Origin of the sequence: Flavobacterium nackdongense (genome assembly GCF_004355225.1) — a bacterium.
Taxonomy (GTDB): domain Bacteria; phylum Bacteroidota; class Bacteroidia; order Flavobacteriales; family Flavobacteriaceae; genus Flavobacterium; species Flavobacterium nackdongense.
Map to the genome: position 1 here is coordinate 3291011 of NZ_CP037933.1, position 22878 is coordinate 3313888.

Annotated in this window: 18 protein-coding genes and 1 pseudogene; 9 read left to right on the forward strand and 10 right to left on the reverse strand. The window is 38.4% G+C overall.

Translation table 11 applies throughout. The annotated features are described in order from the left end of the window. Positions 1–34 precede the first annotated feature (34 nt). The 9 genes and pseudogenes from E1750_RS14060 to E1750_RS14100 all read left to right on the forward strand — a co-directional run bounded on the left by E1750_RS14060 (position 35) and on the right by E1750_RS14100 (position 10800). Positions 35–1432 carry an RNA-binding domain-containing protein gene (locus E1750_RS14060; RefSeq protein ID WP_133277395.1) on the forward strand — a complete coding sequence of 466 codons (1398 nt, stop codon included), beginning with the start codon at positions 35–37 and terminating at the stop codon, positions 1430–1432. Next, complete coding sequence (locus E1750_RS14065) at positions 1425–2501, forward strand: glycosyltransferase family 4 protein (RefSeq protein WP_133277396.1); 1077 nt, start codon at positions 1425–1427, stop codon at positions 2499–2501. The genes E1750_RS14060 and E1750_RS14065 overlap by 8 nt, the downstream gene beginning before the upstream one ends. After that, on the forward strand, positions 2498–3733 hold the full coding sequence (locus tag E1750_RS14070) for a glycosyltransferase family 4 protein (RefSeq protein ID WP_227873899.1): 1236 nt from the start codon (positions 2498–2500) through the stop codon (positions 3731–3733). The genes E1750_RS14065 and E1750_RS14070 overlap by 4 nt, the downstream gene beginning before the upstream one ends. 2 nt (positions 3734–3735) lie before the next feature. After that, entirely contained in the window at positions 3736–5283 is a 1548-nt protein-coding gene (locus E1750_RS14075) for a glycosyltransferase family 2 protein (protein ID WP_133277397.1), read from the forward strand. Beyond that, positions 5273–5377: pseudogene (locus E1750_RS14080) on the forward strand (glycosyltransferase family 2 protein); the annotation flags it as partial. The gene E1750_RS14075 and the pseudogene E1750_RS14080, both read left to right, overlap by 11 nt. A 448-nt stretch (positions 5378–5825) precedes the next feature. Then, positions 5826–6947 (forward strand): ATP-binding protein, encoded by a 1122-nt coding sequence (locus E1750_RS14085; protein WP_133277398.1) that lies wholly within the window; start codon positions 5826–5828, stop codon positions 6945–6947. A gap of 1 nt (position 6948) precedes the next feature. After that, the gene (locus E1750_RS14090) at positions 6949–7965 is read left to right on the forward strand and encodes a glycosyltransferase family 2 protein (protein WP_227873900.1); all 1017 of its coding nucleotides are present in this window, start codon (positions 6949–6951) and stop codon (positions 7963–7965) included. Between the two features lie 40 nt (positions 7966–8005). Then, positions 8006–9367 carry a hypothetical protein gene (locus E1750_RS14095; RefSeq protein ID WP_133277399.1) on the forward strand — a complete coding sequence of 454 codons (1362 nt, stop codon included), beginning with the start codon at positions 8006–8008 and terminating at the stop codon, positions 9365–9367. Between the two features lie 101 nt (positions 9368–9468). Then, entirely contained in the window at positions 9469–10800 is a 1332-nt protein-coding gene (locus tag E1750_RS14100) for an O-antigen ligase family protein (RefSeq protein ID WP_133277400.1), read from the forward strand. Positions 10801–10852: 52 nt separating this feature from the next. Here E1750_RS14100 and E1750_RS14105 read toward each other — a convergent pair whose 3' ends face one another. From E1750_RS14105 to E1750_RS14150, 10 genes are all read right to left on the reverse strand, one after another. Then, complete coding sequence (locus E1750_RS14105) at positions 10853–11734, reverse strand: SDR family oxidoreductase (RefSeq protein ID WP_165698062.1); 882 nt, start codon at positions 11732–11734, stop codon at positions 10853–10855. A gap of 234 nt (positions 11735–11968) precedes the next feature. Continuing rightward, positions 11969–13096 carry a methionine aminotransferase gene (locus tag E1750_RS14110; protein WP_133277401.1) on the reverse strand — a complete coding sequence of 376 codons (1128 nt, stop codon included), beginning with the start codon at positions 13094–13096 and terminating at the stop codon, positions 11969–11971. 59 nt (positions 13097–13155) lie between these two features. Then, complete coding sequence (locus E1750_RS14115) at positions 13156–13731, reverse strand: transposase (protein ID WP_133277402.1); 576 nt, start codon at positions 13729–13731, stop codon at positions 13156–13158. A gap of 51 nt (positions 13732–13782) precedes the next feature. After that, positions 13783–15927 (reverse strand): methylmalonyl-CoA mutase, encoded by a 2145-nt coding sequence (gene scpA, locus E1750_RS14120; protein ID WP_133277403.1) that lies wholly within the window; start codon positions 15925–15927, stop codon positions 13783–13785. After that, positions 15924–16379, reverse strand: coding sequence for a hypothetical protein (locus E1750_RS14125; protein WP_133277404.1), 456 nt, complete (start codon positions 16377–16379; stop codon positions 15924–15926). The genes scpA and E1750_RS14125 overlap by 4 nt, the downstream gene beginning before the upstream one ends. 14 nt (positions 16380–16393) lie before the next feature. Further along, positions 16394–17764 carry a methylmalonyl-CoA mutase subunit beta gene (locus tag E1750_RS14130; protein ID WP_133277405.1) on the reverse strand — a complete coding sequence of 457 codons (1371 nt, stop codon included), beginning with the start codon at positions 17762–17764 and terminating at the stop codon, positions 16394–16396. 118 nt (positions 17765–17882) lie between these two features. Next, the gene (locus E1750_RS14135) at positions 17883–18215 is read right to left on the reverse strand and encodes an FtsB family cell division protein (RefSeq protein ID WP_133277406.1); all 333 of its coding nucleotides are present in this window, start codon (positions 18213–18215) and stop codon (positions 17883–17885) included. A 197-nt stretch (positions 18216–18412) separates the two neighbouring features. Continuing rightward, positions 18413–19021: a uridine kinase gene (gene udk / locus E1750_RS14140; RefSeq protein WP_133277407.1), complete on the reverse strand. Its 609-nt coding sequence runs from the start codon at positions 19019–19021 to the stop codon at positions 18413–18415. Positions 19022–19070: 49 nt separating this feature from the next. Then, positions 19071–20303 carry a hypothetical protein gene (locus E1750_RS14145; protein ID WP_133277408.1) on the reverse strand — a complete coding sequence of 411 codons (1233 nt, stop codon included), beginning with the start codon at positions 20301–20303 and terminating at the stop codon, positions 19071–19073. Then, a complete protein-coding gene (locus E1750_RS14150) occupies positions 20290–22749 on the reverse strand; it encodes a DUF2339 domain-containing protein (protein ID WP_133277409.1) in 2460 nt (819 codons plus the stop codon). The genes E1750_RS14145 and E1750_RS14150 overlap by 14 nt, the downstream gene beginning before the upstream one ends. Between the last annotated feature and the right edge of the window lie 129 nt (positions 22750–22878).

Below are 22878 nucleotides of genomic sequence, written 5' to 3' on the forward strand. Positions count from 1 at the left end.
AAAAATAGCATTTTTAAAAAAAAATAGTTAATAAATGACCGAGACCAATCGAATAGAATTCAAACAAGAGCTAACGGAGAATTTAGAAAAAGAGGAAGTCGCTTTTCTAAATTACCGCGAGGGCGGCTTGATTTATATTGGTATTGATAAGCAGGGTAAAACAGTAGGAATTCCGGATTCTGACGGTGACCAACTTAAAATCAAGGATCGCTTGAAACACAATATTTCACCCTCTTGTACGGGTTTGTTTGATGTGGTTACCGAAGAAAAAGACGGATTGGATGTCATTAAAGTAATAATAGCAAGTGGTTCAGAGAAGCCTTATTTTTTGCGAAAATTTGGTATGACCGAAAAAGGTAGTTTTATGCGAATTGGTTCAGCATCTGAGCCGATGCCCCAAAAAATAATTGACGATTTTTTTGCCAAACGCATTCGAAATTCTATCAGCAAAATAAAATCGAATCGTCAGGATTTGAGTTTTGAGCAACTCAAAATATATTATGAAGCCATAGATAGAAATCTCAATGATAAATTTGCACAAAACCTCGAATTGCTTAACGAAGATGGGTATTTGAACTATGTAGCTTATTTATTGGCAGACCATAACGCAACCTCTATTAAAGTGGCCAAATACAAAGGAATCAACAGAGTGAATCTAGTAGAAAATAACGAATATGGGTATTGTTCTTTAGTAAAAGCTACTAAACAAGTATTGGATAAATTAGAATTAGAGAACAAAACGCGTTCTAAAATAACGTATAAAGAAAGAGAAAATCAGCGATTATGGAATCCAATAGCTCTGAGAGAAGCCGTAATCAATGCGATGATCCACAACGATTATACCAATGAAGTTCCGCCCAAATTTGAATTATTTGACGATAGAATAGAAATTACCTCGGCTGGAGGGTTGCCTTATTCTTTAAACCAAGAGGAGTTTTTTGAGGGCGTTTCTATTCCTCGAAATAAAGAGTTGATGCGAATTTTCAAGGATTTGGATATGGTGGAGCAATTGGGTTCTGGAGTGCCAAGAATTTTAGACTATTACAGTAAAGACTGTTTCAAATTCTCGGAGCATTTCTTACGGATGACTTTACCTATTGATCAAGAAGATATTACTACTGCAGGTGGTCAAATAGGTGGTCAAATAGGTGGTCAAATGGGTGGTCAAATGGGTGGTGCAATAGGTGGTGCAATAGGTGGTGCAATAGAAATTGGAGTTCAAATTCTTGAGTTAACCCAAAGACAAAACGAAGTATTAGCTATTTTAAAACAAGATGGTAAAATAAGTCGTCGTCTTCTAGCCAAAAAATTAAATATTAATGAATCGGCTGTTTTAAAACATATTGAAATTTTAAAAGAAAAAGGGTATATCGAACGAATAGGGGGCACAAGAGGGTTTTGGAAAATAAGAAAGAAGAGTACTAATGACTAAACCAAAAAAAATAGCTGTTGTTTGCAATTACGCCTTGAACCCCAATCGCATTGGCGGTATGGATCGCTTTTGGGTGGCCTATGATCAGAAAGCCAAAGCATTAGGGTATGAAATAGATTGGTATTTTTCGGACTACACCCCATTTGAATTCTTTTCTGAATTGACGATATATAGTGCCAATAGCGACAATATGGAGTCTTTTTTCTTAGAAAAAGTAAAGCAAGACAGCTTAAAATACGATATTTTAGTCACTCATTTTTTGGGGTTATGTTCGTCCTTTTTCAAAAAGGCAAAAGCGACTGGTATTCAACAAATCATTGCAGTAGACCACAATCCGAGACCTCTAGAGGGGTTTCCGCTTGCGAAAATCATCAAAAATAAAATCAAAGGAATTTTATATTCCAGCTATATCGACCAGTTTATAGGCGTTTCTAATTATGCAAAAAAGCATATTCTCAAGGATTATGGTTTTTTTCTGGACAAAAAAATAAGCGTGATTTATAACGGAATTGATACTTCGGTTTTTGTAAAACGAACACAAGAAAATAGGAATAAATTTATACTTACTTCTCATTTGAGAGAATCAAAAGGGATTCAAGATTTATTGAGGGCGTTATCTATTGTAGAAAAACCAATTTTAAGCCAAATTCAAATCGATATGTATGGCGAAGGACCTTATGAAGACGAACTGAGAAGGTTGACCGCAGAATTTGATCTCGCGACCATTATAAACTTCAAGGGAAGTTCTTCTAAACTAAACGAACTGTATGCAGATTATGCCTATTTGATACAACCCTCACACGGCGAAACTTTTTGTTATTCTGTTATTGAAAGTTTAGCTTGCAATGTTCCAGTAATTACAACAGTCGAAGCAGGAAATGTGCTGTCTGTAATTAAGGAAGACCATAATGGATTTCTTTTTAATGCAGGAAATTACAATCAACTTGCTGCAATCCTAAAAAACATTGTTTTGGGGAATTTAAAAATCGAAAAGGATGTCAGCATGCCAATTGAAAAAGAGTTTAATTTAGAGAAAATGGTCAACGAACACATACAGTTATTACATTGAAAACAAATACAAATCCAGTTCTGACTTCGGCTCCCCTCTCCTTTGGAGAGGGGTTGTGGGTGAGGCTTAAAATCGCCTTCCTAACCCCCGAATATCCACATTCCAAAACTGGAAGTTTCGGAGGAATTGGCACGAGCATTAAGAATTTGGCTATCGGACTTTTAGCCGAAGGTTGCTCGGTTCGAGTGTTAGTTTATGGACAAAATTCAGAAAGTGTTTTTGATGACAATGGTATTACTATTCAACAGATACAAAATGTCAAATTCAAAGGATTGTCTTGGTTTTTGACTCGTAAAAAATTAGAGCGCATCATCAATCAATTGTATGCTGATAAGGCAATTGATTTAGTCGAAGCCCCCGATTGGACTGGCATAACCTCTTTTATCCAGCCCAAAAAATGCCCGATTGTTATCCGGCTGAACGGCTCGGACACTTATTTTTGTCAGTTGGATCACCGTCCAGTAAAATGGCAGAATCGATTTCACGAGAAGAGAGCACTGCAAACAGCTGATGGCTTAATTTCGGTTAGTCAATTCACTGCCGATTTGACTAATGAAGTTTTTGGATTGCAAAAGGAATTTACCATCATTCCAAATTCGATTGATGTGGATTTGTTCAATTTCAATAGCAATTTCAAAACCAACGCTGGAGTTCCCCCTTCGGGGGTTAGGGGGCTTTTATATTTCGGAAGTCTAATCCGTAAAAAAGGATTGTTAGAATTGCCCTTAATTTTCAATCAAGTGATTCAAAAAAATCCAGAAGCCCATCTCGTTTTGGTGGGTAAAGATGTGCCTGATATCGTTTCAGGCAATTCCTCGACTTGGGCGATGATGCAAGAATTATTTACCGCTGAGGCCTTGTCAAACGTTAGTTATTTGGGAAGTGTTCCGTATCAAAAGATAAAAGAACATATAAAAGAGGCAGCGGTTTGTGTTTTTCCTACATTTGCCGAAGCCTTACCCGTATCTTGGCTCGAGGCAATGGCCTTGCAAAAACCCATTGTGGCGACTAATATTGGCTGGGCAAAAGAAGTGATTGCGGATGGAGTAGAAGGTTTTTTGGTACATCCCAAAGCCCATCAAGAGTATGCCGAACGGATTTTGGAATTGCTCGGAAGTAGTCAATTGCAGGAAAGTTTTGGAATCGCTGCCCGAAAAAAAGTAGTAGAAAAATTCAGTATGCAAGTCGTGGCGCAAAAAAGTGTCTTGTTTTATAAATCCATAATAGGTTAGATTTGGTTATTCTCTATCATAGTAACAATCGAGTTGTCAGTGTAGTTTCAGAGCTAGACGGAATAGTGCCTTTTGATAAAAGTGCGACTATTGCTGCAGCTTTGGTGAACTTGGCGCAGCAATTTCCGGATTCAATATTACTTTGGTGTCATCAAAGTTTGCAAGCTCACCTAAACGTTTCGGAAATAGAGGATTTGTTTCATCATAAGAAATTGCTGCTATCCTTTAATCCATCAGAAAGTCCTTTTATTGATTCGGCTATTGGCTACGCCGATGCTTCGCTTTTCGTACCAATTAGTAAAATGGTTTCTTTTCCCAGTTGGCAAATGAGTAGTGTCGTGGGAGGTGTTTCGGCAGAGGTCTTGTTGGCTTTGAATGCTGCCATTCCATTAAAGGACAATTTTGATTATTTCTTGTGTTCGCTCGCTAAATTGGCTATGCCCAGAGGGTTGTTGTGTTATTCCGAACCCTTGCTTTTAAAACCGAATTCGCTAAGTATTCCAAGCAAAGGAAGCCTTTACACGCTTTTTCGTTTTGTAAAACAGCATTATAAAACCCGTTGGGTTTTCCTTTTAGTATTCAATTTGTTTTTATACGAACGAAAGTTGCCCATTTTGCCTTTTCTTTTTTCCCTTTTTTATAAAAATAGAACCAAAATAGCTATTCATTTGGATGGTATCATAGTGCAATCCTCCAAAAAAGTAATAGGTAAAGCCACAGTTGATGTTATTATTCCAACGATTGGGCGAAAAACTTATTTGTATGATGTCTTGAAAGATTTTTCGAAGCAAACTTTGTTACCTAATAAGATAGTTATTGTAGAACAAAATCCTGAAGCAGGCAGCAAAACCGAATTAGATTATATCCAAAATGAAAAATGGCCGTTTGAAATCCAACATATTTTTACCCATCAAGCGGGTGCGTGCAATGCGCGTAATTTGGCTTTAAATGAAACCAAAAGCGAATGGGTTTTCTTGGCAGATGACGACAATCGGTTTGAAAGTACTTTGCTAGCGGCTATTTTTGATAAGATAAAACAATTTGGAAATCAGGTGGTAACCACTTCCTATCCTCAAAAAAATGAAATCAAAAAATACAATAACCTCATACAATGGCCTACTTTTGGCGCGGGCAATAGTGTTATTAAAAGAGTACTTTTAGAAAAGGTGCGATTCAACAACGCCTTTGAATTTGGTTATGGTGAAGATAGCGATTTTGGCATGCAATTGCGAAATCAGGGTAATGATGTTTTGTATTTGCCAGAACCTGAAATACTGCATTTGAAAGCTCCTATGGGCGGTTTTAGAACAAAGCCTGTTTTGCAATGGCAAAAAGATGCAGTTCAGCCGAAGCCTTCACCAACCATAATGTTATTTCAATTGTTGCATTGCACAACAGAACAAACCAACAGCTATAAGACGATTTTATTTTTGCAGTATTATCGGCTTCAATCAATTACAAATCCGATACGCTATTATAGTCATTTTAAAAAGCAATGGGATCGCTCTGTGTTTTGGGCTAACCAATTAAAACAGCAAAATGAAGTTTAGTTTGATTATCTGTACCTATATGCGTCCTCAATCGGTCTTGCAACTCTTGCAATCGGTTCAGGAGCAGACTTTATATCCCGATGAAATCTTGATTTTTTATCCGTTTAATCAATAATAAAATTGAAGTCCTTTGAATTTAGATAACTAATTTATAACTATGGTGGTATTGGGTTTTGTGTGAAAGCAAAAAAGTGCAACCATTAAGAGTTCATTAAGTAAATTAAGATTTGTACTGCCCTTATCTTTCTTTTAATCGTGTAAAATCTTAAAAAATAGATTGTAATTTCAGCCTCTAAAGTACTTGTATAGTAAGAAAATTAAGATTTGTATCGCTCTTAATTTTCTTAATAGCCTTAATGGTTTAAAAAAATAATGCTCACACAAAACTCCGAAGTGCCATAACTATTATAAAAAACGAAATAAGTCAATTTAGGTGAATGTAATTCACTAAATTAGTTGTATTTTGGTGAATGTGAATCACTAAAATGAATTGAAAATAGTGAATGAATGTTAAATAGTGTTATCTTTGTGAAAAGTTTTATATGGAAATTAAACGATTTTTAAAAGACAGGATTATAGAGAAGCTTTTCAAAAATAAAGCTATAATTCTAATTGGTGCCAGACAAATTGGTAAAACAACCTTGCTAAATAAGTTGTTGTCTGTCTATGATAATACGCTGTTTCTGGATGGAGACGATAGAATTACCAGGGAGTTGTTGCAAAATCCTTCCACCGAAGAAATACGAAATATAATCGGAAATCATGCTATTGTTTTTATTGACGAAGTGCAAAGAATAGAGACCATAGGAATCACTTCCAAAATAATTGTGGACCAATTCAAGGATGTTCAGTTAGTACTGAGTGGCTCTTCTGCATTTGATATAAAAAATAAAACTAGCGAATCCTTGACAGGACGAAAATGGGAATTTACTATGTTTCCGATTACTTGGAAAGAATTGGAAGACACGGTAGGTTATGTCAAAAGTCTACAACAGCTTGATTTGCGATTGGTATATGGCATGTACCCTGAAATTATTGCACATCCTTCAGAAGAAAAAGAGCGACTAAAACAATTGGTTGATAGTTATTTGTATAATGATTTGTTAGCGTTTTCTACAATAAAAAAACCCGATGTATTAGAAAAATTGTTAAAAGCATTGGCGTTTCAGATGGGGAGTGAAGTTTCATTAAATGAGCTGGCGCAATTATTAAATGTGGATAAAAATACAGTAGCCAATTATATTCAGATTTTAGAAAAAGGATATGTCATTTTCACACTTTCTGGATATAGTAAAAACCTAAGAAATGAGCTGAAATTTGCCAAGAAAATCTATTTTTGGGACAATGGAGTTCGAAACACCATTATCAATAATTTTAATCCTATCGAAATGAGAAATGACAAAGGGGAATTATGGGAAAATTTTATTATTTCAGAGCGACTGAAGAAAAATAACTATGAAAATCCATTTGTAAAAAGTTATTTTTGGCGAACAACCAGCCAGCAAGAAATTGATTATATAGAACTTGAAAATGAGCAACTTACAGCTTTTGAAATAAAGACTAATGAAAATGCAAAAATTAGAAAGTTTGAAAAATTCAAGGAGGCTTATCAAACAGATGTAAAACTAATTCATAAAAAAAACTTTAGGGATTTACTTATTTAAAATGATGCAAGAACCTTTAAAGACCCTATCCTTCTCCCTCATCATCTGTACCTATATGCGCCCTCAATCGGTCTTGCAACTCTTGCGATCGGTTCAGGAGCAGACTTTATATCCCGACGAAATCTTGATTATTGATGGTTCTACGAATCAGGAGACGGCTCAAATTCTTGAAGAAAATCAATTTCCCTATTTGCATTATTATGCTGTACCACCCGAACATCGTGGTTTGACCAAGCAACGAAATTATGGAATAGAACGAATTGGTACAACGATGGAAATCGTTTGTTTTCTGGATGATGACATCGTTTTAGAAAAAGATTATTTTCAGCAATTGCTCCAAACCTACCAAAGTTATCCTGAGGCTCTTGGAGTTGGTGGTTATATTATGAATGAATCCGAATGCGAATTTGTTGGAGAACCGTATCACCCCAAAACCGATGAGTTTTATTTTGACGGTTGGACGCGAAAAGAGGGCAGCCGATTTATTCTTCGGAAAAAGTTGGGTTTGGACAGCGATTGTCCCCCAGGTTATGCGTCTTTGTATTCACACGGTAGAAGTGTAGGTTTCCTTCCTCCGAGCGGAAAAACATACGAAGTTGAAATGATGATGGGCGGGGTTTCCTCTTTTAGAAGCGAAGTGTTTAAAACCTTGACATTTTCCACATATTTTGAAGGTTATGGTTTATATGAAGACGCTGATTTTACTTTGAGAGTTTCAAAAATTGGGAAGTTGTATGTGAACACGGCCGCAAAATTATGCCATTATCACGCTGATTCCGGTAGACCTAACCAATACCAATACGGTAAAATGGTCGTGCGCAATGGTTGGTATGTTTGGAGAGTCAAAAATCCCAATCCGTCACTCCAGGCTAAAATAAAATGGCATTCGATTACGATTCTCTTGACAGTTATCCGATTTACCAATACATTTACCACCAAGAAACGAAAAGAAGCTTTTACAGAAGCAGTGGGAAGGACTATGGGCTGGTGGAGTTTGTGGTGGAATAAGCCTAGCTAAAAAGGTATTTTAATTTTGACGGTATTACAACAAAACGAAAATGAATAAAATAGATTTTTCTACAAAAAGAATTGATTGGGCCATTGTGTTGATTTCTGCTATGTTAATGGTATTTGTGGTAAATCTACCCTTCAAGGCCAATCGATTCGGTGATATCACTTTTCACGAAGAATCAAGGAATTTAGCATTGTTCATCAAAGGTGAAGTGGCTGCAGATAAGGTTGTAATCACCAGGGCACCCGGCCCATTATTGTTTTATACGCCAGCCTATTTATTGGCTCCGGTAGACGCTACTGATGATCAGTTATGGGTATATGGAGTGGTTTGTACAGTCATGATTTTAGTTGTTAGTTTGTTATTGATTTTTAGAATTGGGGCCATTTTTTTTTCTAAAGAAGTGGGACTTCTGACTGTTTTGTTGTTTTTTGGTTTTCCCATACATTGTTATTATGCATTGGGTATTTTGGCAGAGATACCAGCATTTTTTTCCTTGACTGTAGGTATTTATGGCTGGTGTATTGCCTTTACCGAGCCTCAGAAAAAGGTGGGGTGGTTCCTGTTGACATTTGGACTATGGCTGTTGATATTGAACCGTCCAAATACTATTCTCATTCTTGGAGTACTAGTTTTAGTAATTGGTTATTCGTTTTTTAAAAACAAATTATTTTATGAAAAATATGGTAGAAATTTAGGAATCACTTTTATTAGTGTTTTAATTCTAGGTGTTGGAACTTTTCGAATAGTGAATACCATAAATGGAACAAAGGTTAATGATAGCCAAGAATCGTTGTTTTATAGTGTTGCCCTTCAAGGTAGATTTCAGTTTAGAGAAGAGCCCGCCGATTTACGCTTTTGGGAAAGTGATAACCGCCCTGATAGTAAAGATTATCAAAATTGGATTCGATGCGGAAGAGAATTGGATGAAAGTATTAGTACTACATCACTTCCTTTTATCGAGGTTTATAGAAACTTTATCCTTAATGATATGGTGGCACATCCCTTATATACGGCTAGACAGATAGTAGTACGAGCTTTTTATGGGCATATCAATATTATTAGCAAGGTGCAACCCCAACAATTTAAAATGGGACCTTTTCGGGGTGCAGTTGCTTTCTGGTCCTTTATCTTGCTAATCAATTCGATCAACTTACTGGTGCTCGTTGGGGTTTCCATTTTTTTTATAAAAGAAAGAAAATGGATTCAGTATTGGATATTTTGGGGAATATGGATCGGATTAGTGGTTTTTCATAGTATAGTTTATATGGAGCCGCGTTATATTTTCCCTGCTAAGGTAGCCTTGTACATTATGAGTGCAGCGGGCTTGTATCGCATTCCTTTAATTAGAAAAATTATGGATAAAATTTCAGTTCCTATTTTTCCACTTTCAGGTGTCGGAAAATAGGAATTTACCATTTTGAAATCTAGTTATTGGATTGAATTTTACTTTAAATTTATAAAAATCGGGAGTAAGCCTAAAATCCGAAGTTAAATAAATATTTGCAAATGAAAAAAGAAGATATTGCCTATTTCCAAATCATCCTTATCCATGCTGTTTTGGGTTTTTTGGTCTATTTGCTTCCTTTTGTGGCTAAAATTTATGGGTATGCTATTTTTATTGTAGGTATTTTGTATGTCATGAAAAAGCAAAATAAGAACAACGAGGCCCTGATTGCAGCCGCTTATGTCGTGGGGAGTGAAGTTTTTTTGCGGATGACCGGAGGTAACCCTCTGTATGAAATTTCTAAATACGGAGTGATGGTTTTTATTTTTATGGGCATGTATTATAGTGGGTTCTCCAAAAGTGCTACTCCCTATTGGATTTTTCTGCTCCTTTTGGTGCCAAGTTTAGTGCTGACCACCTTTGTGCTCAATTTTGAAACTAATATGAAAAATGCCATTGCCTTTAATATCTCAGGTCCGGTCTGTTTGGCTGTGGCTTCTATCTATACCTACAGAAGAAAGATTCCTTTGGAAGAGATGAATTCTATTTTGCTCAGTATGGGACTGCCTATTATGAGTTGTATGGTGTATTTGACTTTTTTCACCCCCGACATTCGCGATGTGATTACCTCTACTCAATCTAATAGCGCAACTTCGGGGGGGTTTGGCCCCAACCAAGTGGCTACTATTTTAGGACTAGGTATGTTTATATTTTTCTCGAGGACTATTCTGGAGTCGAGGACAAAATTTATGCTTGGCCTTAACCTCTTAGTTGCGGTCAATATGAGTTATCGGGGAATGGTAACCTTCTCTCGAGGGGGCATGGTTACAGGTTTTCTGATGATTCTATTGTTGTTGTTGTTCCTCTATTATAAATCCAACTTTACCGGCAGGGTCAAACTCAATTATGTCATTGTTTTTATTGGAGCGGCAATGCTAGTTACTTGGGCCTACACCTCTTATCAAACAAGTGGGCTCATCGATAAGCGTTATGCGAATCAGGATGCGGCAGGACGGGAGAAGGAGTCTAAATTTACCGGAAGAGAAGATGTCGCCTTGGGCGAAATCAATGCTTTCTTAAAGAACCCTATATTTGGCGTGGGGGTAGGCAAGGGTGTAGAGGTACGTCTGGCCGAGACTGGAGATGGGACTTTATCTCATGACGAAATCACCCGCATGTTGGCCGAGCACGGTTCCTTGGGGATTGTAGGTTTATTAATCCTGTTTTTCACCCCTTTAGTTTTATATATCGAGAATAAATTCAACATGTTTTTGCTCTGTTTTTTGGTATTTTGGTTTTTAACCATCAATCACGCTGCCATGCGAACCGCCGCGCCAGCCTTTGTGTATTCCTTGTCGCTGCTGAATGTCTATTTTGAGAAGAATGTGAAGTAAACAGATTGCAGGTTGCAGGTTTCAGTAACAGCCATCTATCATCTGCAACCTGCTACCCCCTTTTCTTCGCCTTAATCATCATTTCCAATTGATCCCAAAGTTCCTCCGGAATCGCTTCGAGAATATTAAATTCTCCGGCACCTTTTAGCCATTCGCCACCATCTAGTACAACCACTTCACCATTCATATAGGCAGAAAAATCAGAAACCAAATACGCCGCTAGATTGGCTAATTCCTGATGGTTACCAACTCGTCCTAAAGGGACTTTTTTGGCCATATCAAATTTCTCGGCTAAGTTGCCCGGCAATAAACGATCCCAAGCGCCTTGGGTAGGAAAAGGTCCCGGAGCAATGGCGTTAGAGCGGATGCCGTATTTGGCCCATTCTACTGCGAGGCTTCGGGTCATAGCCAGTACTCCCGCTTTGGCAGCGGCACTCGGTACGACATAAGCCGAGCCGGTAAAGGCATAAGTAGTCACAATATTCAATATTGTTGCTGAAGTTTGCTTGCTGTCTATCCAATGTTTTCCAAAAGCTAGTGTGCAGTTTTTTGACCCTTTTAGTACAATATCTATGACGGTATCAAACGCATTGGCTGATAATCTTTCGGTGGGAGAGATAAAATTTCCCGCAGCATTGTTGAGCAATACATCAATTTTACCATAGGCTTTTAGGACTTCTTGCAGCATATTTTCGACTTGGTCGTATTGCCTTACATCGCATTGAACCGCCAGACAACTGCCGCCCGTTTCCGTTTCTAGGGCTGCTGCAGTGGTTTGCAGTTTCTCCAAATCTCGGGAACTGATAGCCACTTTAGCTCCAAGCTCCATAAAATAGCGGGTCATAGCTTTGCCTAAGCCGCTTCCACCACCGGTTACCACAATTACTTTGCCTTGCAAGGCATCATCACGAAGCATTTTTGCTGAGAAATCCATAGTTGTTTTTTTTTAGAGATGTAAATATAGGGAAAAATGGTTAAAATGGTTAATTGGTTAACTGATGGCGGATAAATAAGCAATGGTAATGCCAATTTGCCCTTAACTACAACAGATTGCCGCGCTTCACTCCGTTACGCTCGCAATCACAAAGGGACGTGAGAACGATTGAGGTGTGTTCGACAGATTGCCGCGCTTCAGTCCGTTACGCTCGCAATGACATAAGTGAGGATTTTAAATCTTACACAATCTCTTCGCGGCTTCTTCCAAGGTTGGGTTGTCTTTGGCAAAGCAAAACCGAATTCGTTTTTCGTCCACGGCATCCCCATAAAAAGTAGAAAGAGGAATGGCCGCCACACCGTGTTCGAGAATCAAGCGTTTGCAAAAATCTACATCATTTTCATCACTGATAGCAGCGTAGGAAACTACCTGAAAATAGGTTCCTTCGCAGGGAAGTAGTTGGAAGCGACTGCTGTGGATTAATGTACTAAAATAGTCGCGTTTTTCTTGATAGAAGTTACTCAGTTCAGATACATCAACCACATCCAAATACTCGCTGATGGCGACTTGGCAAATACTGTTCACACTAAAAACCAAAAACTGGTGCACTTTTTTGATCTCTGTCATTAAGTGGTCAGGAGCTACGAGATAACCAATTTTCCAACCTGTGATGTGAAACGATTTGCCAAAAGAGGCAATTACTACCGCACGATTTTTGAGTTTCTCCCGTGAATGAACCGAAATATGGTTTTGTTCAAAGGTGATGTATTCATAGACTTCGTCGGAAAGCACTATTGCTTTAGGAAATTTTTCTAAGAGGTTTTCCAATGCCTCAAAATCGGTTTGGGTCCAGATTTTCCCGGTGGGGTTATGCGGATTGTTGATGATGATCATTTTGGTATTGGGCGAAAAGGCTTTTTCAATTCGGTTCCAATTGGGTGTGTAATCCTCATTCAAAGCTACCCGAACAGGTTGGGCATTGCATAGCAAAATGGGGGATTCATAGCAGTCATAACTGGGGTCGAGCAATAGGACTTCCTCCCCTGAATTGACCAAAGCTGTGATTGTAGTGAATATGGCCTGTGTTGCTCCGGCTGTGACTAGAATTTCGGTTTCCGCTTGAATGGTTCTGTGATAGGATTTCAAAACCAAGGCCGCTATCTTATTCAGTAACGGAGGATAACCCGACATCGGGAGGTATTGATGGACATTTTCTTTAGCCAAACGAGCGATACTATCCGAGAGCCTCGGGTCTATAGCGAAATTAGGAAAACCCTGAGAAAGGTTGATAGCCTTGTATTCGCTTGCCATTTTAGACATTAGGGTAAAGATACTCGTGCCGATATGGGGTAGTTTGGACATATTTTGTTTGGATTAAACCTGATAGGTTTTTAAAACCTGTCAGGTTTAAGATATATGGTTTAAAAAAAGGTGTCTATTGAGACGTCATTACTTTTTAGCTCATGGACGTATTTAAAGTTTTCGATATCACCAAATAGTTTCATTACTTCTTTGCGTTTTAATTTCGTTGGTTTGTTCGAAATACAACTGATATATGAACTCCAAGGATATTGTAAAGGATGTTCACAAATAGAATGATGAACAGGATTATTATGGATGTAGGCAATTAGGTTTTGAAAATAATTTTCGTTTTCAATGCCCTTTCTCTTGAATGGTCTTTCAAAAAGAGCACCGTGTCGATTGTATTTTTTGTTGAAGGCTTTTGTATAAGCATTAAATAGATTAGAAAAAGATTGAGAAGGTTGAATTACATTTTCAGTTTTTATTTCTTCCTTGTCTTTGATTCTAATTAAGAAATGAAAGTGGTTTTTCATTAAGCACCAAGCATAGGTTTCAGCCATAGGTTCGATATGCAAATCGTATAATTTTAGAAAATACTCGTAGTTGCTGTTTTCTTTAAAAAGGAGATCACTATTAATGCCTCGGTTGTATATGTGGTAGTACTTTTCGTTTTCAAGGGGTTGAATGGGTTGCATATAATTTGTCGGTTCTTAACAAACCTGACAGGTTTTTAAAACCTGTCAGGTTTAGGTTAGTAAGATCTCCAAGATGCTTGTCGCTGCCTCGCTGATTTTGGTTCCGGGGCCAAAGACGGCTACTGCTCCTGCATCAAATAAGAATTGGTAATCTTGTGCTGGAATTACACCGCCAACAATCACCATAATATCTTCTCGGCCGTGTTTTTTGAGTTCTTCGATGACTTGTGGAACCAATGTTTTGTGACCAGCGGCAAGTGAGGAAACGCCTAGTATGTGTACGTCGTTTTCGACCGCTTGTTTGGCGGCTTCGGCTGGGGTTTGAAACAAGGGGCCTATATCGACATCAAAACCCAAATCGGCATAACCGGTAGCAACCACTTTCGCGCCTCGATCGTGTCCGTCTTGTCCCATTTTGGCAATCATAATTCTGGGGCGACGGCCTTCTTTGAGGGCAAATTCGTCGGCCAGTTGTTTGGCTTTTTCAAAGCTTTTGTCGTCTTTTATTTCTTTGCTATACACGCCACTAAAGGATTTGATTTGTGCTTTATATCTTCCGAAAACGGTTTCCAAGGCATCACTAATTTCGCCTAAAGTGGCTCGGTTTCGCGCTGCATCTACAGCAATTTCCAATAAATTGCCTTCGCCAGTTTGGGCACAAAGGGTTAGTTTTTTGAGGGATTGATGTACTTTTTCAGTTTCTCGACTTGCTTTTATTCGTTCTAATTGTTCGATTTGTTGTCGGCGCACCATTTGGTTATCGACATCTAGAATTTGCAAGGGGTCTTCTTTTTCCAATCGGTATTTGTTGACGCCTACAATGATGTCCTGACTGCTGTCGATACGGGCTTGTTTTCGGGCGGCGGCTTCTTCGATTCTAAGTTTTGGTATTCCCGATTCGATGGCTTTGGTCATTCCGCCGAGTTCTTCGACTTCTTCGATGAGTTTCCAAGCGTTTTGAGCTATTTCGTTTGTGAGGCTTTCGACATAAAAACTGCCTGCCCAAGGATCTACTGTTTTGCAGATTTTGGTTTCTTCCTGCAAATAGATTTGGGTGTTTCTGGCAATTCTGGCGGAGAAATCTGTAGGCAAAGCGATGGCTTCATCCAAGGCGTTAGTATGAAGTGATTGGGTTCCTCCGAAAGCGGCAGCGGCTGCCTCAATAGTAGTTCGAGCTACATTGTTGAACGGATCCTGCATAGTCAAACTCCAGCCTGAGGTTTGGCAATGGGTTCTTAAAGCTAATGATTTATCGTCTTTGGGGTTGAATTGTTTCACTAGTTTAGCCCATATCATTCGGCCCGCGCGCATTTTGGCAATCTCCATAAAGTGATTCATTCCAATGGCCCAGAAAAAAGAGAGGCGAGGAGCGAAGTCGTCAATACTCATTCCGGTTGCCAGTCCGGTTCGGATGTATTCCAAACCATCGGCGAGCGTGTATGCCAACTCGATATCGGCAGTGGCGCCCGCTTCTTGCATATGATAGCCCGAGATGGAAATGGAGTTGAATTTTGGCATTTTTTTGCTCGTGAATTCAAATATATCGGCAATGATTTTCATCGAAGGCGTTGGCGGATAAATGTAGGTATTGCGCACCATAAATTCTTTCAGAATATCATTCTGTATGGTTCCTGAAAGTTGTATCGGTGGTACCCCTTGTTCTTCGGCTGCGACAATATAGAACGCCATAATGGGCAAAACGGCTCCGTTCATCGTCATAGAAACCGACATTTCACCCAAGGGAATTTGGTCAAACAACACTTTCATGTCTTCGACTGAATCGATGGCAACACCTGCTTTGCCTACGTCGCCTACTACACGTTCGTGGTCAGAATCATATCCGCGATGGGTTGGTAAATCGAAGGCTATCGAAAGTCCTTTTTGTCCAGCGGCCAAGTTTCGGCGGTAAAACGCATTGCTTTCTTCGGCGGTAGAAAATCCGGCATATTGACGAATCGTCCAAGGTCGGCGCACATACATTGTGGCGTATGGTCCGCGTAAATTTGGCGCAAAGCCTGCTCCGAAATCGAGATGCTCTAGATTCTCGAGTTCTTGTTTGGTATAGGTTGATTTTACTGAGATACCCTCAGCGGTAAGAAAGCTTGCGTCATCTGATAGGTCACGTCCAGCTTCCAGCTTCCAGCTTTGAGCTTCCGACTTTTCTAATTTTATATGTTGGAGGTTTTTTCGTGTCATTTTTCCACAATTTTATACGTCCATTTTCTTTTGGTGTAATTTGAATTAAGCCCTTCGATTACTCCAGCGCTCATTGTCGTTCCCGCTCCAACCACAAAGAGTAAAAAGGCGGAGTCACTACCGCCACTCGCTGCGATTAAGGAGGCGCCTACAATGGCTAATCCTGAAATTAAAACGACGGTTTTGACTGTTCCCAGTACTTTGGGTTGGTTTTTAATGCTTTGCAAACTTTCCATCGCTACCTTATGATTGTTTACTGTAAAACTTACACTATCCGTTATTTTTAAATTTCCAATCCATTTTTTATGGTCTAAAGTTCTGATTTTGATGCGTTGGTTTTCTACAAAAACTTTTACTTTTCCTGTCTTGATGTTGGTTAGTTCCAATGTTCTCTGTTGGGAGAAAACTGTGAACGAAATGAATAATAATATTAAATAGATTCTATTTTTCATGGAGTAGGTTGGGGTTAATTTTCTTCCTTGAGTCGTTCTTGTTCTACTTTTTCGGCCAATCTTTTTTCGATGATGGGTGAAATTAGCGTTTTTCTCGGTTTTATTTTTAGGAAAGGATACAATTCCAGATTGTCTTTCATACTGTCTTTTTTGTTGGGGTATTTGTTGGTTCCTAGTAGAATTTCCTTGCCAGCATCGAATAGTTCTTGCTCTTTATCGGCGCTTTCCTGAATTTTTCTTTTGACGATTCCGTCGTTGAGCTGTTTGAGGAAACCACCATTGGCTTCAATCTCTTTGAAAAGCGTCAAGGCTTTTTCGGCCAATTGGTTGGTGAGACTGTCGATATAGTAACTGCCATCGGCCGGATTATTGACTTTGTCAAAATGGCTTTCGTGTTTGAGTAACAATAATTGATTTCGGGCAATTCGGTCGCCAAATTCGTTGTCTTTGTGGTATAGAGAATCATAAGGCAGATTGGAAATCACATCGGCGCCGCCTAAAATGGCACTCATACATTCGGTTGTGGTGCGCAACATATTGACATTGTAATCGTATAATGTTTTGTTGCGTTTGGTGGGCGAAACCATAATGTGGCAGTCGAAATGGTGGTCGTATTCTGTGGCAAGTCGATGGAATAGCAATCGCAAAGCACGTAGTTTGGCCATTTCAAAAAAGTAATTCGTTCCTACCGAAACTTCAAAAACGAGTGGCTGATTCAGCTCTGATACTCGGTTGAAATATTCGTTGGCGTGTGCCAAGGCATAGGCAATTTGTTGCACCATATTGGCCCCGGCATTTTGGTAAAGGCTTGCATTAATGCTAATAAACCCGCAGATGTTCGAAGGGGTCATTCGCAATACTTCGTTGAGGGTATCAAAATTTGTTTTTTCTGGGGTTGAAAACCAATTTCCATCTTTGGCTAACTGTCCTATTGGATCTAGGTTGCAGTATATTTTTGCTTTCTTTTCTTGGGCTAGTAGTGCTGTTTTTTTTATAAAATCGATGGAAAGAAAGGAGAGATTGAAATAGATTGTAATGTGTTCTAAAGGTAGATTTTGCAATAGTTTTGCGAGATCTATTTTTTCGTCTTCGATGGTAAAACGGAGGCTTTCGGCACCACGATGGATGCTGTCGATGGCTCTGCCATTTGATTTTTCGACGTCTTTGACAAAGATGTTTTGGCAAATTTTGAAATGGGTTGCTTTCGTTTTTACAGCAGCAGCACCAGCAAATTCGTCTTTATGGTAAAAAGGTTTTACTTGAATATCTTCGGGTGAATTCCAAACAAGAGTTTCGTTGTAGTCGGCGCCTTTGAGTTCGAATTGGATTTGTTGTTTCCATTGTTTGGAAGAAACGGGATTGAAATCATCGAATAAATTTTTCATTTGTTGGGTTCGGTTTTACTGTCGTTTCCGCTAAAAATGTATTAATGACAACTTCTCGATACCATTCCGCGAAAAGCAGAATTAGTCAAAGAGACGTTTGCTGCTATTTACTTTCCATCTATTTTTTAACGTCTTTTTCGATGGTGTCGCCTTCAAATTCTATGATGTAGACGTCTTCGCTGTCTTTTTTCATATAATATTTTTCGCGGGCATATTTTTCGGTTGCGTCAGGATTGTTCAATTTTTTGATTTTTTCCTTGTCTTTGTTTATTTCTTGTTGGTAATACTCTTTGTTGTCTTCAAGTTCTTCTATTTGCTTGTCAAGTACACGATGGCCGTAATACGAATAGTTGTCTAGAAATACCATCCAAATCACAAACGACAACAATACCCAAACGTATTTGTTGCTTAAGAATTTGAACCAAGGTTTGTCTTTGTATGGGTTTGTCATAACAGCTGTAATTGTTTTTCTGATAGTTCTATTGGATTGCCAATTCCCTAGCCCTGATGGAAGGGAAAATCCTCCCGATTTTTCTTCGGGAGATTACTTCACTATGCTTTTATTTCCATCGGAGTTCAGTGAACTTTGTTTTGGAATGACAGCAGGAAATAGCTCCAAATGATTCATTGTATAAAGTTACAAAAAAATTATAGAATGCGTTGATTTATTACGGCTCGAACTACATCTATGGCGACGGTGTTGTATTTGTCGTTGGGGATGATGATGTCGGCAAAAGCTTTCGTGCTTTCGATAAATTGTTGGTGCATTGGTTTTAAGGTGGTTTGGTACCGATTGAGGACTTCTTCCATATCGCGACCGCGTTCCGCAATATCCCGTTTTAGTCTTCGAATTAAGCGCTCGTCTGAATCGGCGTGGACAAAGATTTTGATGTCGAACAAATCGCGAAGTTCAGGATTCGAAAGAATGAGAATGCCTTCGACAATCATTACTTTTCGGGGATGCGTGACGATGGTGTCGTCGGTTCGGTTGTGAATGGCAAAAGAATATACAGGCTGATTGATGGTTTTGCCGGCTTTGAGCTCTTTCAGATGGGTAACCAATAAATCGAAATCTATGGCACGAGGGTGATCGAAGTTGGTTTTGGACCGCTCTTCGTAGCTTTCTACTGTAGATGCTTTATAATAGGAATCTTGGGCGATTATTCCTACTTCGGTATGAGGTAATTCATTCATTATTTGATGAACTACGGTTGTTTTTCCTGAGCCTGTTCCTCCTGCAATTCCTATGATGAGCATAAATAAAGGTGTTATGTTTTAGTTAGAACAAAAATAAGGAATTATTGATTTAGTTTGGTGTATTATTCTTCATATCCTTTACTAATCTGCTGGTGAAATACAAAATGGTCAGTCCGCCCAAAGAGATGCAGAGCCACATAAACCACGGCTTTTGCCAAATTGAAGGATTGTCGAGGCTGGTTTTGTGGGAATTGAGGTGTTTAATATCGTAAATTTTGGCTGCGGGTAGGTTGTGGTCTAGGCTGTTTTTGAAGTTTTCTAGGTCGTATATTGGACTTTGTAATTTTGGGTTTTGGGTAGTGACGCTGTATTTTTCGTTGGCTTTCAAATCGGCGACGACGGCTATTTGATTTTGAAATAATTGTATTTTTTCTATAGTTAGAGGCGGATTGTCTTGATTTTCTATTTCGATGAACCATTCTTTTTCGAAAAGTTGCGGAATGGTAACGATAGTCTTGGCGTTGGAATTTAATTCAAAAGTAAAAAGTTCCTCTGGAAACGGAGCCGATTTCCGATTGGTTTGCTTTTGTTTATAAATATAAATCTTGGCCTGGCGTTGGAATAAATTTGGGCTTTTTATTGCAAAACGCAATTGATTCACAATTTGGGCAGGCCTGAAATTAATGCTAATTCGGGTCTTTTTTTCGGATGGAATTTGTTGAATTTTGATTTTGTTTGGCGTTATTTCATCCACAATCGCGCTATTGGTATCGGTGGAGACAAAACCAATTTTCAAGACATTAATGGGTAATATTTTCTTGTCATTGAAATCTATTTTTAGGTAACGATAGGAGCTAAGCGGTATGTTGATTAGTTTTAAAACATGGGTATCTTGGCTGTTTTCGAGATCCTTTAAGAGTGAATTATTGATTAGTCCGAACCATTCTTTTTGGTCATCGCTGCCGCTGATGCTGTAGGTTTTTGTTAGATCGGAATTGGTAATAGACAGCGCTATTTGGTGGATAGTAGCTTTTGGATTTTCGAAAATTAGGGTTGTTTTGCTTTTTGGAATCCTAGTTTCCGAAAGGATCTTACATTCTGAAAAACTACGAGTATAGCCTTCGGTATTTCCTTGTAGGATATAATAGGGGATTTCGGTTCCTTTGGCGTCAACTATCCGGAAATCGCCCAATTCTTCTTTGGAAAAAGAGCGAATTTCAGGTGGCAATACGATTTTATGTAAACCGTTTTCTTTTACGGTTTCGATTTTAGCCGTGGTTTTGTGTTGGGCCAATACACCGTTTGCTGCCAAAAGAATGACTATGAGTTTATTCAGTTTCATCGGGTTTGTGGTCGTCTTGGACCAAGATTTTAATTTTTTGGTACACAAATGAAATAATCAGGATGAGAATTCCCAATAAGATAAAAGCGATGATTTTACCGGTTTCGGAAGCATTGCTGATGTCGAACAAAAATAATTTCAGAATGGTAATTCCCAATAAAGACAAAGCGATGATTCGCAGGTTTTTGATGCGTTTTTTGATGCCAATTATTAAGAAGACAAAAGCGAGAATTCCCCAAAGAATGGGATAGCCTGTTTTTATGATTTGTGTTGATGTATCTTTAATGTTATCGCTTGGAAAAACTTCTTGTTTCCAGGTTGGCGAATCTGAAAAAACCAATCCGTGAAGCATCAATTCAGTACTTGCGATATAAATGATGAAAAAAGCAGCTATCCAGATGATGATTTTCTTTTGGAAGAATTCGAAAACTGGATTTTCTTTATTGATTTGATACAATTGATAACCAAAGAAGAGGATTATCAAAAGCGAAATATAATGCAAATAGAAGCCAATTCGTTGCTGAATCCCCGTTGCGATATAGCGGTCTTGCTCATAAAATGCATAATTCGAAAACCAAAAGGCAAAGAGCACAATATTAATCACTGCAATAAGTGAAGCCAATTGGGAATTGGTTTTGTTTTCGCTTTTGCACAAGCCATAAAAGACCGCTGCGCTAAAAATCAAATGGTAAACAATAGGCAATGTTATGGCAGAATTGGCTCCAGTGATATGCGTATTGGCTTGGAAACCAACTTCGTAAATCCCTACAAAATAACCGATCACTATGCCTGTCAATCTAAGGGCATTTCGATATTTTACTGGATTGAAAACAAAGCCAAATTGCTCTAAGGCTTCTTCTTCATTTTTCAATAAGTAGTTTACGACAAATAGCGAAGCCACGGCAAAAAGCCCAGTTAAGCAAATCTTGTTAAATACTATATTTAGAATGGATTCAGAGCGATAAATTGCTGCCCAATCCATAAATAAACTCGCAATCATCAACGCGTGGACAATAATTGAGGCAAATCGATAATAGGTTATTTTTGATTTTTGGCCCAACCACATCAGCATAACGGCTTCGGCTGCCCAGAATAAGGTGATAAAATTCCCTTCAAATTGTATTGGAATTGCTAGGGTAATGAAGGTCAGTGTTAATCCTACCAACAGATAAACGGCAGTTTTGTCTAAACCAAATTTTTTGTACAAAAACCAAGCGTAACCACAATTGAGCAAACCTAAAGCAGCTGTAAATAATCCTTTGAATTCGGGATGGTACTGTTCTAAAACGAGCATTCCGGCTCCATAAAAAAGGAAGGTATTGCTGGCGAGAATACTTAATTCTATTGGAGAGAAAAGACCTTTGGTTCGAACATTATTGATGATATTAATGACTATAAATACCAAGTAAAAAGCAAATCCGAAAACTAGTGCTCCAAGTTGATGTGGTGACTTTTCATCGAGGTCTTTGAGCAACCAAGCGCCATACAAAATGACTGTAAAAACGTAAGATAAGATGTTGATAATCCCCCACTTTTTATAGTAGGCCAATGCCAGAATTCCGACATCGAGAATCAGTATATAGGTAAATAACACCACATAATTTCCTTGCCCAGTACTGACCATAAACGGCACCGCAAAACCACCAATCAGGGATAAAACGGCGAGTTCTTTTCGGTTGTACGAAAGTGAAATAAAACAGCTAAAGACGGTAATCAACACCATAATGATAAAGGCAGTGGTCTGACCGAACAGATGATAACTGTGAAAAGCGATCCCAATAGTAAAATAGAAAACCGAAATGGCTCCCGCTACAAAAACCGAACTGAAGGCTGCGTATTTTTGACGCAATTTGTGGGCGATTCCCATAATCAAAGCGCCGGATAACATTCCAATTCCTACTCGAGCTGGTTCGTTGATCCAATCTTTGTCTATGGCATATTTTACGAAATAACTAATTCCCAAAACCAGAATCAAAATTCCAATTTTATTGATGAGATTTTCTCCAATAAATTTTTCTAAATCGGGATTGTTGTCCCTGAAGTTTTCCCAAAAAGTCTTAGTTGGTTCTTGTGGCACATAGACTTTGGGCTCGGGTGGCTGTTCTTGGTGTTTTGAAACCTTTTCCTGATCCATTGAAGCGACCCTTTTTTTAGTCTCATTGTCTGTTTCAACCGGGTGAAAGACTAAAGTATCTGTTTTTTCAAAGACTACAGGCGGTATGACTTCTTCTGGAATAACCTGAGGTTTTGCTAGTTCTGGAGCGATTTTTGCCTTATCCGGAAGTTTTTCGGTTTCCTTTAAATCGTCAATTTTTTTAAACAACTCTTTGAATTTTCTATCGATTTTGTCTTCAATATTGCTCTCAATTTGGTCAAATTTGGAGTCTAAAGCAATTTTGAAATAGAAAATAAAAGCAACAACTACTAGTAATATAAAAACTTCCATAGCATTTTTTTGTGATTTACCAATTGTAAATATACTGCTTTTTTAAAGAATAGGCTTACTATTTTTTAATTTTTAAACGAATATTCAAATGGCAAATTATTGCATAATACTATCAATTAAAAAATGTTT

What these genes read in the sequence shown, in the direction of transcription:
- scpA (WP_133277403.1), bottom strand. Translation starts at nt 15,927, where the DNA reads ATGACACGAAAAAACCTCCAACATATAAAATTAGAAAAGTCGGAAGCT.
- E1750_RS14100 (WP_133277400.1), top strand. Translation starts at nt 9,469, where the DNA reads ATGAAAAAAGAAGATATTGCCTATTTCCAAATCATCCTTATCCATGCT.
- E1750_RS14105 (WP_165698062.1), bottom strand. Translation starts at nt 11,734, where the DNA reads ATGGATTTCTCAGCAAAAATGCTTCGTGATGATGCCTTGCAAGGCAAA.
- E1750_RS14090 (WP_227873900.1), top strand. Translation starts at nt 6,949, where the DNA reads ATGATGCAAGAACCTTTAAAGACCCTATCCTTCTCCCTCATCATCTGT.
- E1750_RS14095 (WP_133277399.1), top strand. Translation starts at nt 8,006, where the DNA reads ATGAATAAAATAGATTTTTCTACAAAAAGAATTGATTGGGCCATTGTG.
- udk (WP_133277407.1), bottom strand. Translation starts at nt 19,021, where the DNA reads ATGCTCATCATAGGAATTGCAGGAGGAACAGGCTCAGGAAAAACAACC.
- E1750_RS14150 (WP_133277409.1), bottom strand. Translation starts at nt 22,749, where the DNA reads ATGGAAGTTTTTATATTACTAGTAGTTGTTGCTTTTATTTTCTATTTC.
- E1750_RS14130 (WP_133277405.1), bottom strand. Translation starts at nt 17,764, where the DNA reads ATGAAAAATTTATTCGATGATTTCAATCCCGTTTCTTCCAAACAATGG.
- E1750_RS14125 (WP_133277404.1), bottom strand. Translation starts at nt 16,379, where the DNA reads ATGAAAAATAGAATCTATTTAATATTATTATTCATTTCGTTCACAGTT.
- E1750_RS14085 (WP_133277398.1), top strand. Translation starts at nt 5,826, where the DNA reads ATGGAAATTAAACGATTTTTAAAAGACAGGATTATAGAGAAGCTTTTC.
- E1750_RS14135 (WP_133277406.1), bottom strand. Translation starts at nt 18,215, where the DNA reads ATGACAAACCCATACAAAGACAAACCTTGGTTCAAATTCTTAAGCAAC.
- E1750_RS14115 (WP_133277402.1), bottom strand. Translation starts at nt 13,731, where the DNA reads ATGCAACCCATTCAACCCCTTGAAAACGAAAAGTACTACCACATATAC.
- E1750_RS14065 (WP_133277396.1), top strand. Translation starts at nt 1,425, where the DNA reads ATGACTAAACCAAAAAAAATAGCTGTTGTTTGCAATTACGCCTTGAAC.
- E1750_RS14145 (WP_133277408.1), bottom strand. Translation starts at nt 20,303, where the DNA reads ATGAAACTGAATAAACTCATAGTCATTCTTTTGGCAGCAAACGGTGTA.
- E1750_RS14110 (WP_133277401.1), bottom strand. Translation starts at nt 13,096, where the DNA reads ATGTCCAAACTACCCCATATCGGCACGAGTATCTTTACCCTAATGTCT.
- E1750_RS14060 (WP_133277395.1), top strand. Translation starts at nt 35, where the DNA reads ATGACCGAGACCAATCGAATAGAATTCAAACAAGAGCTAACGGAGAAT.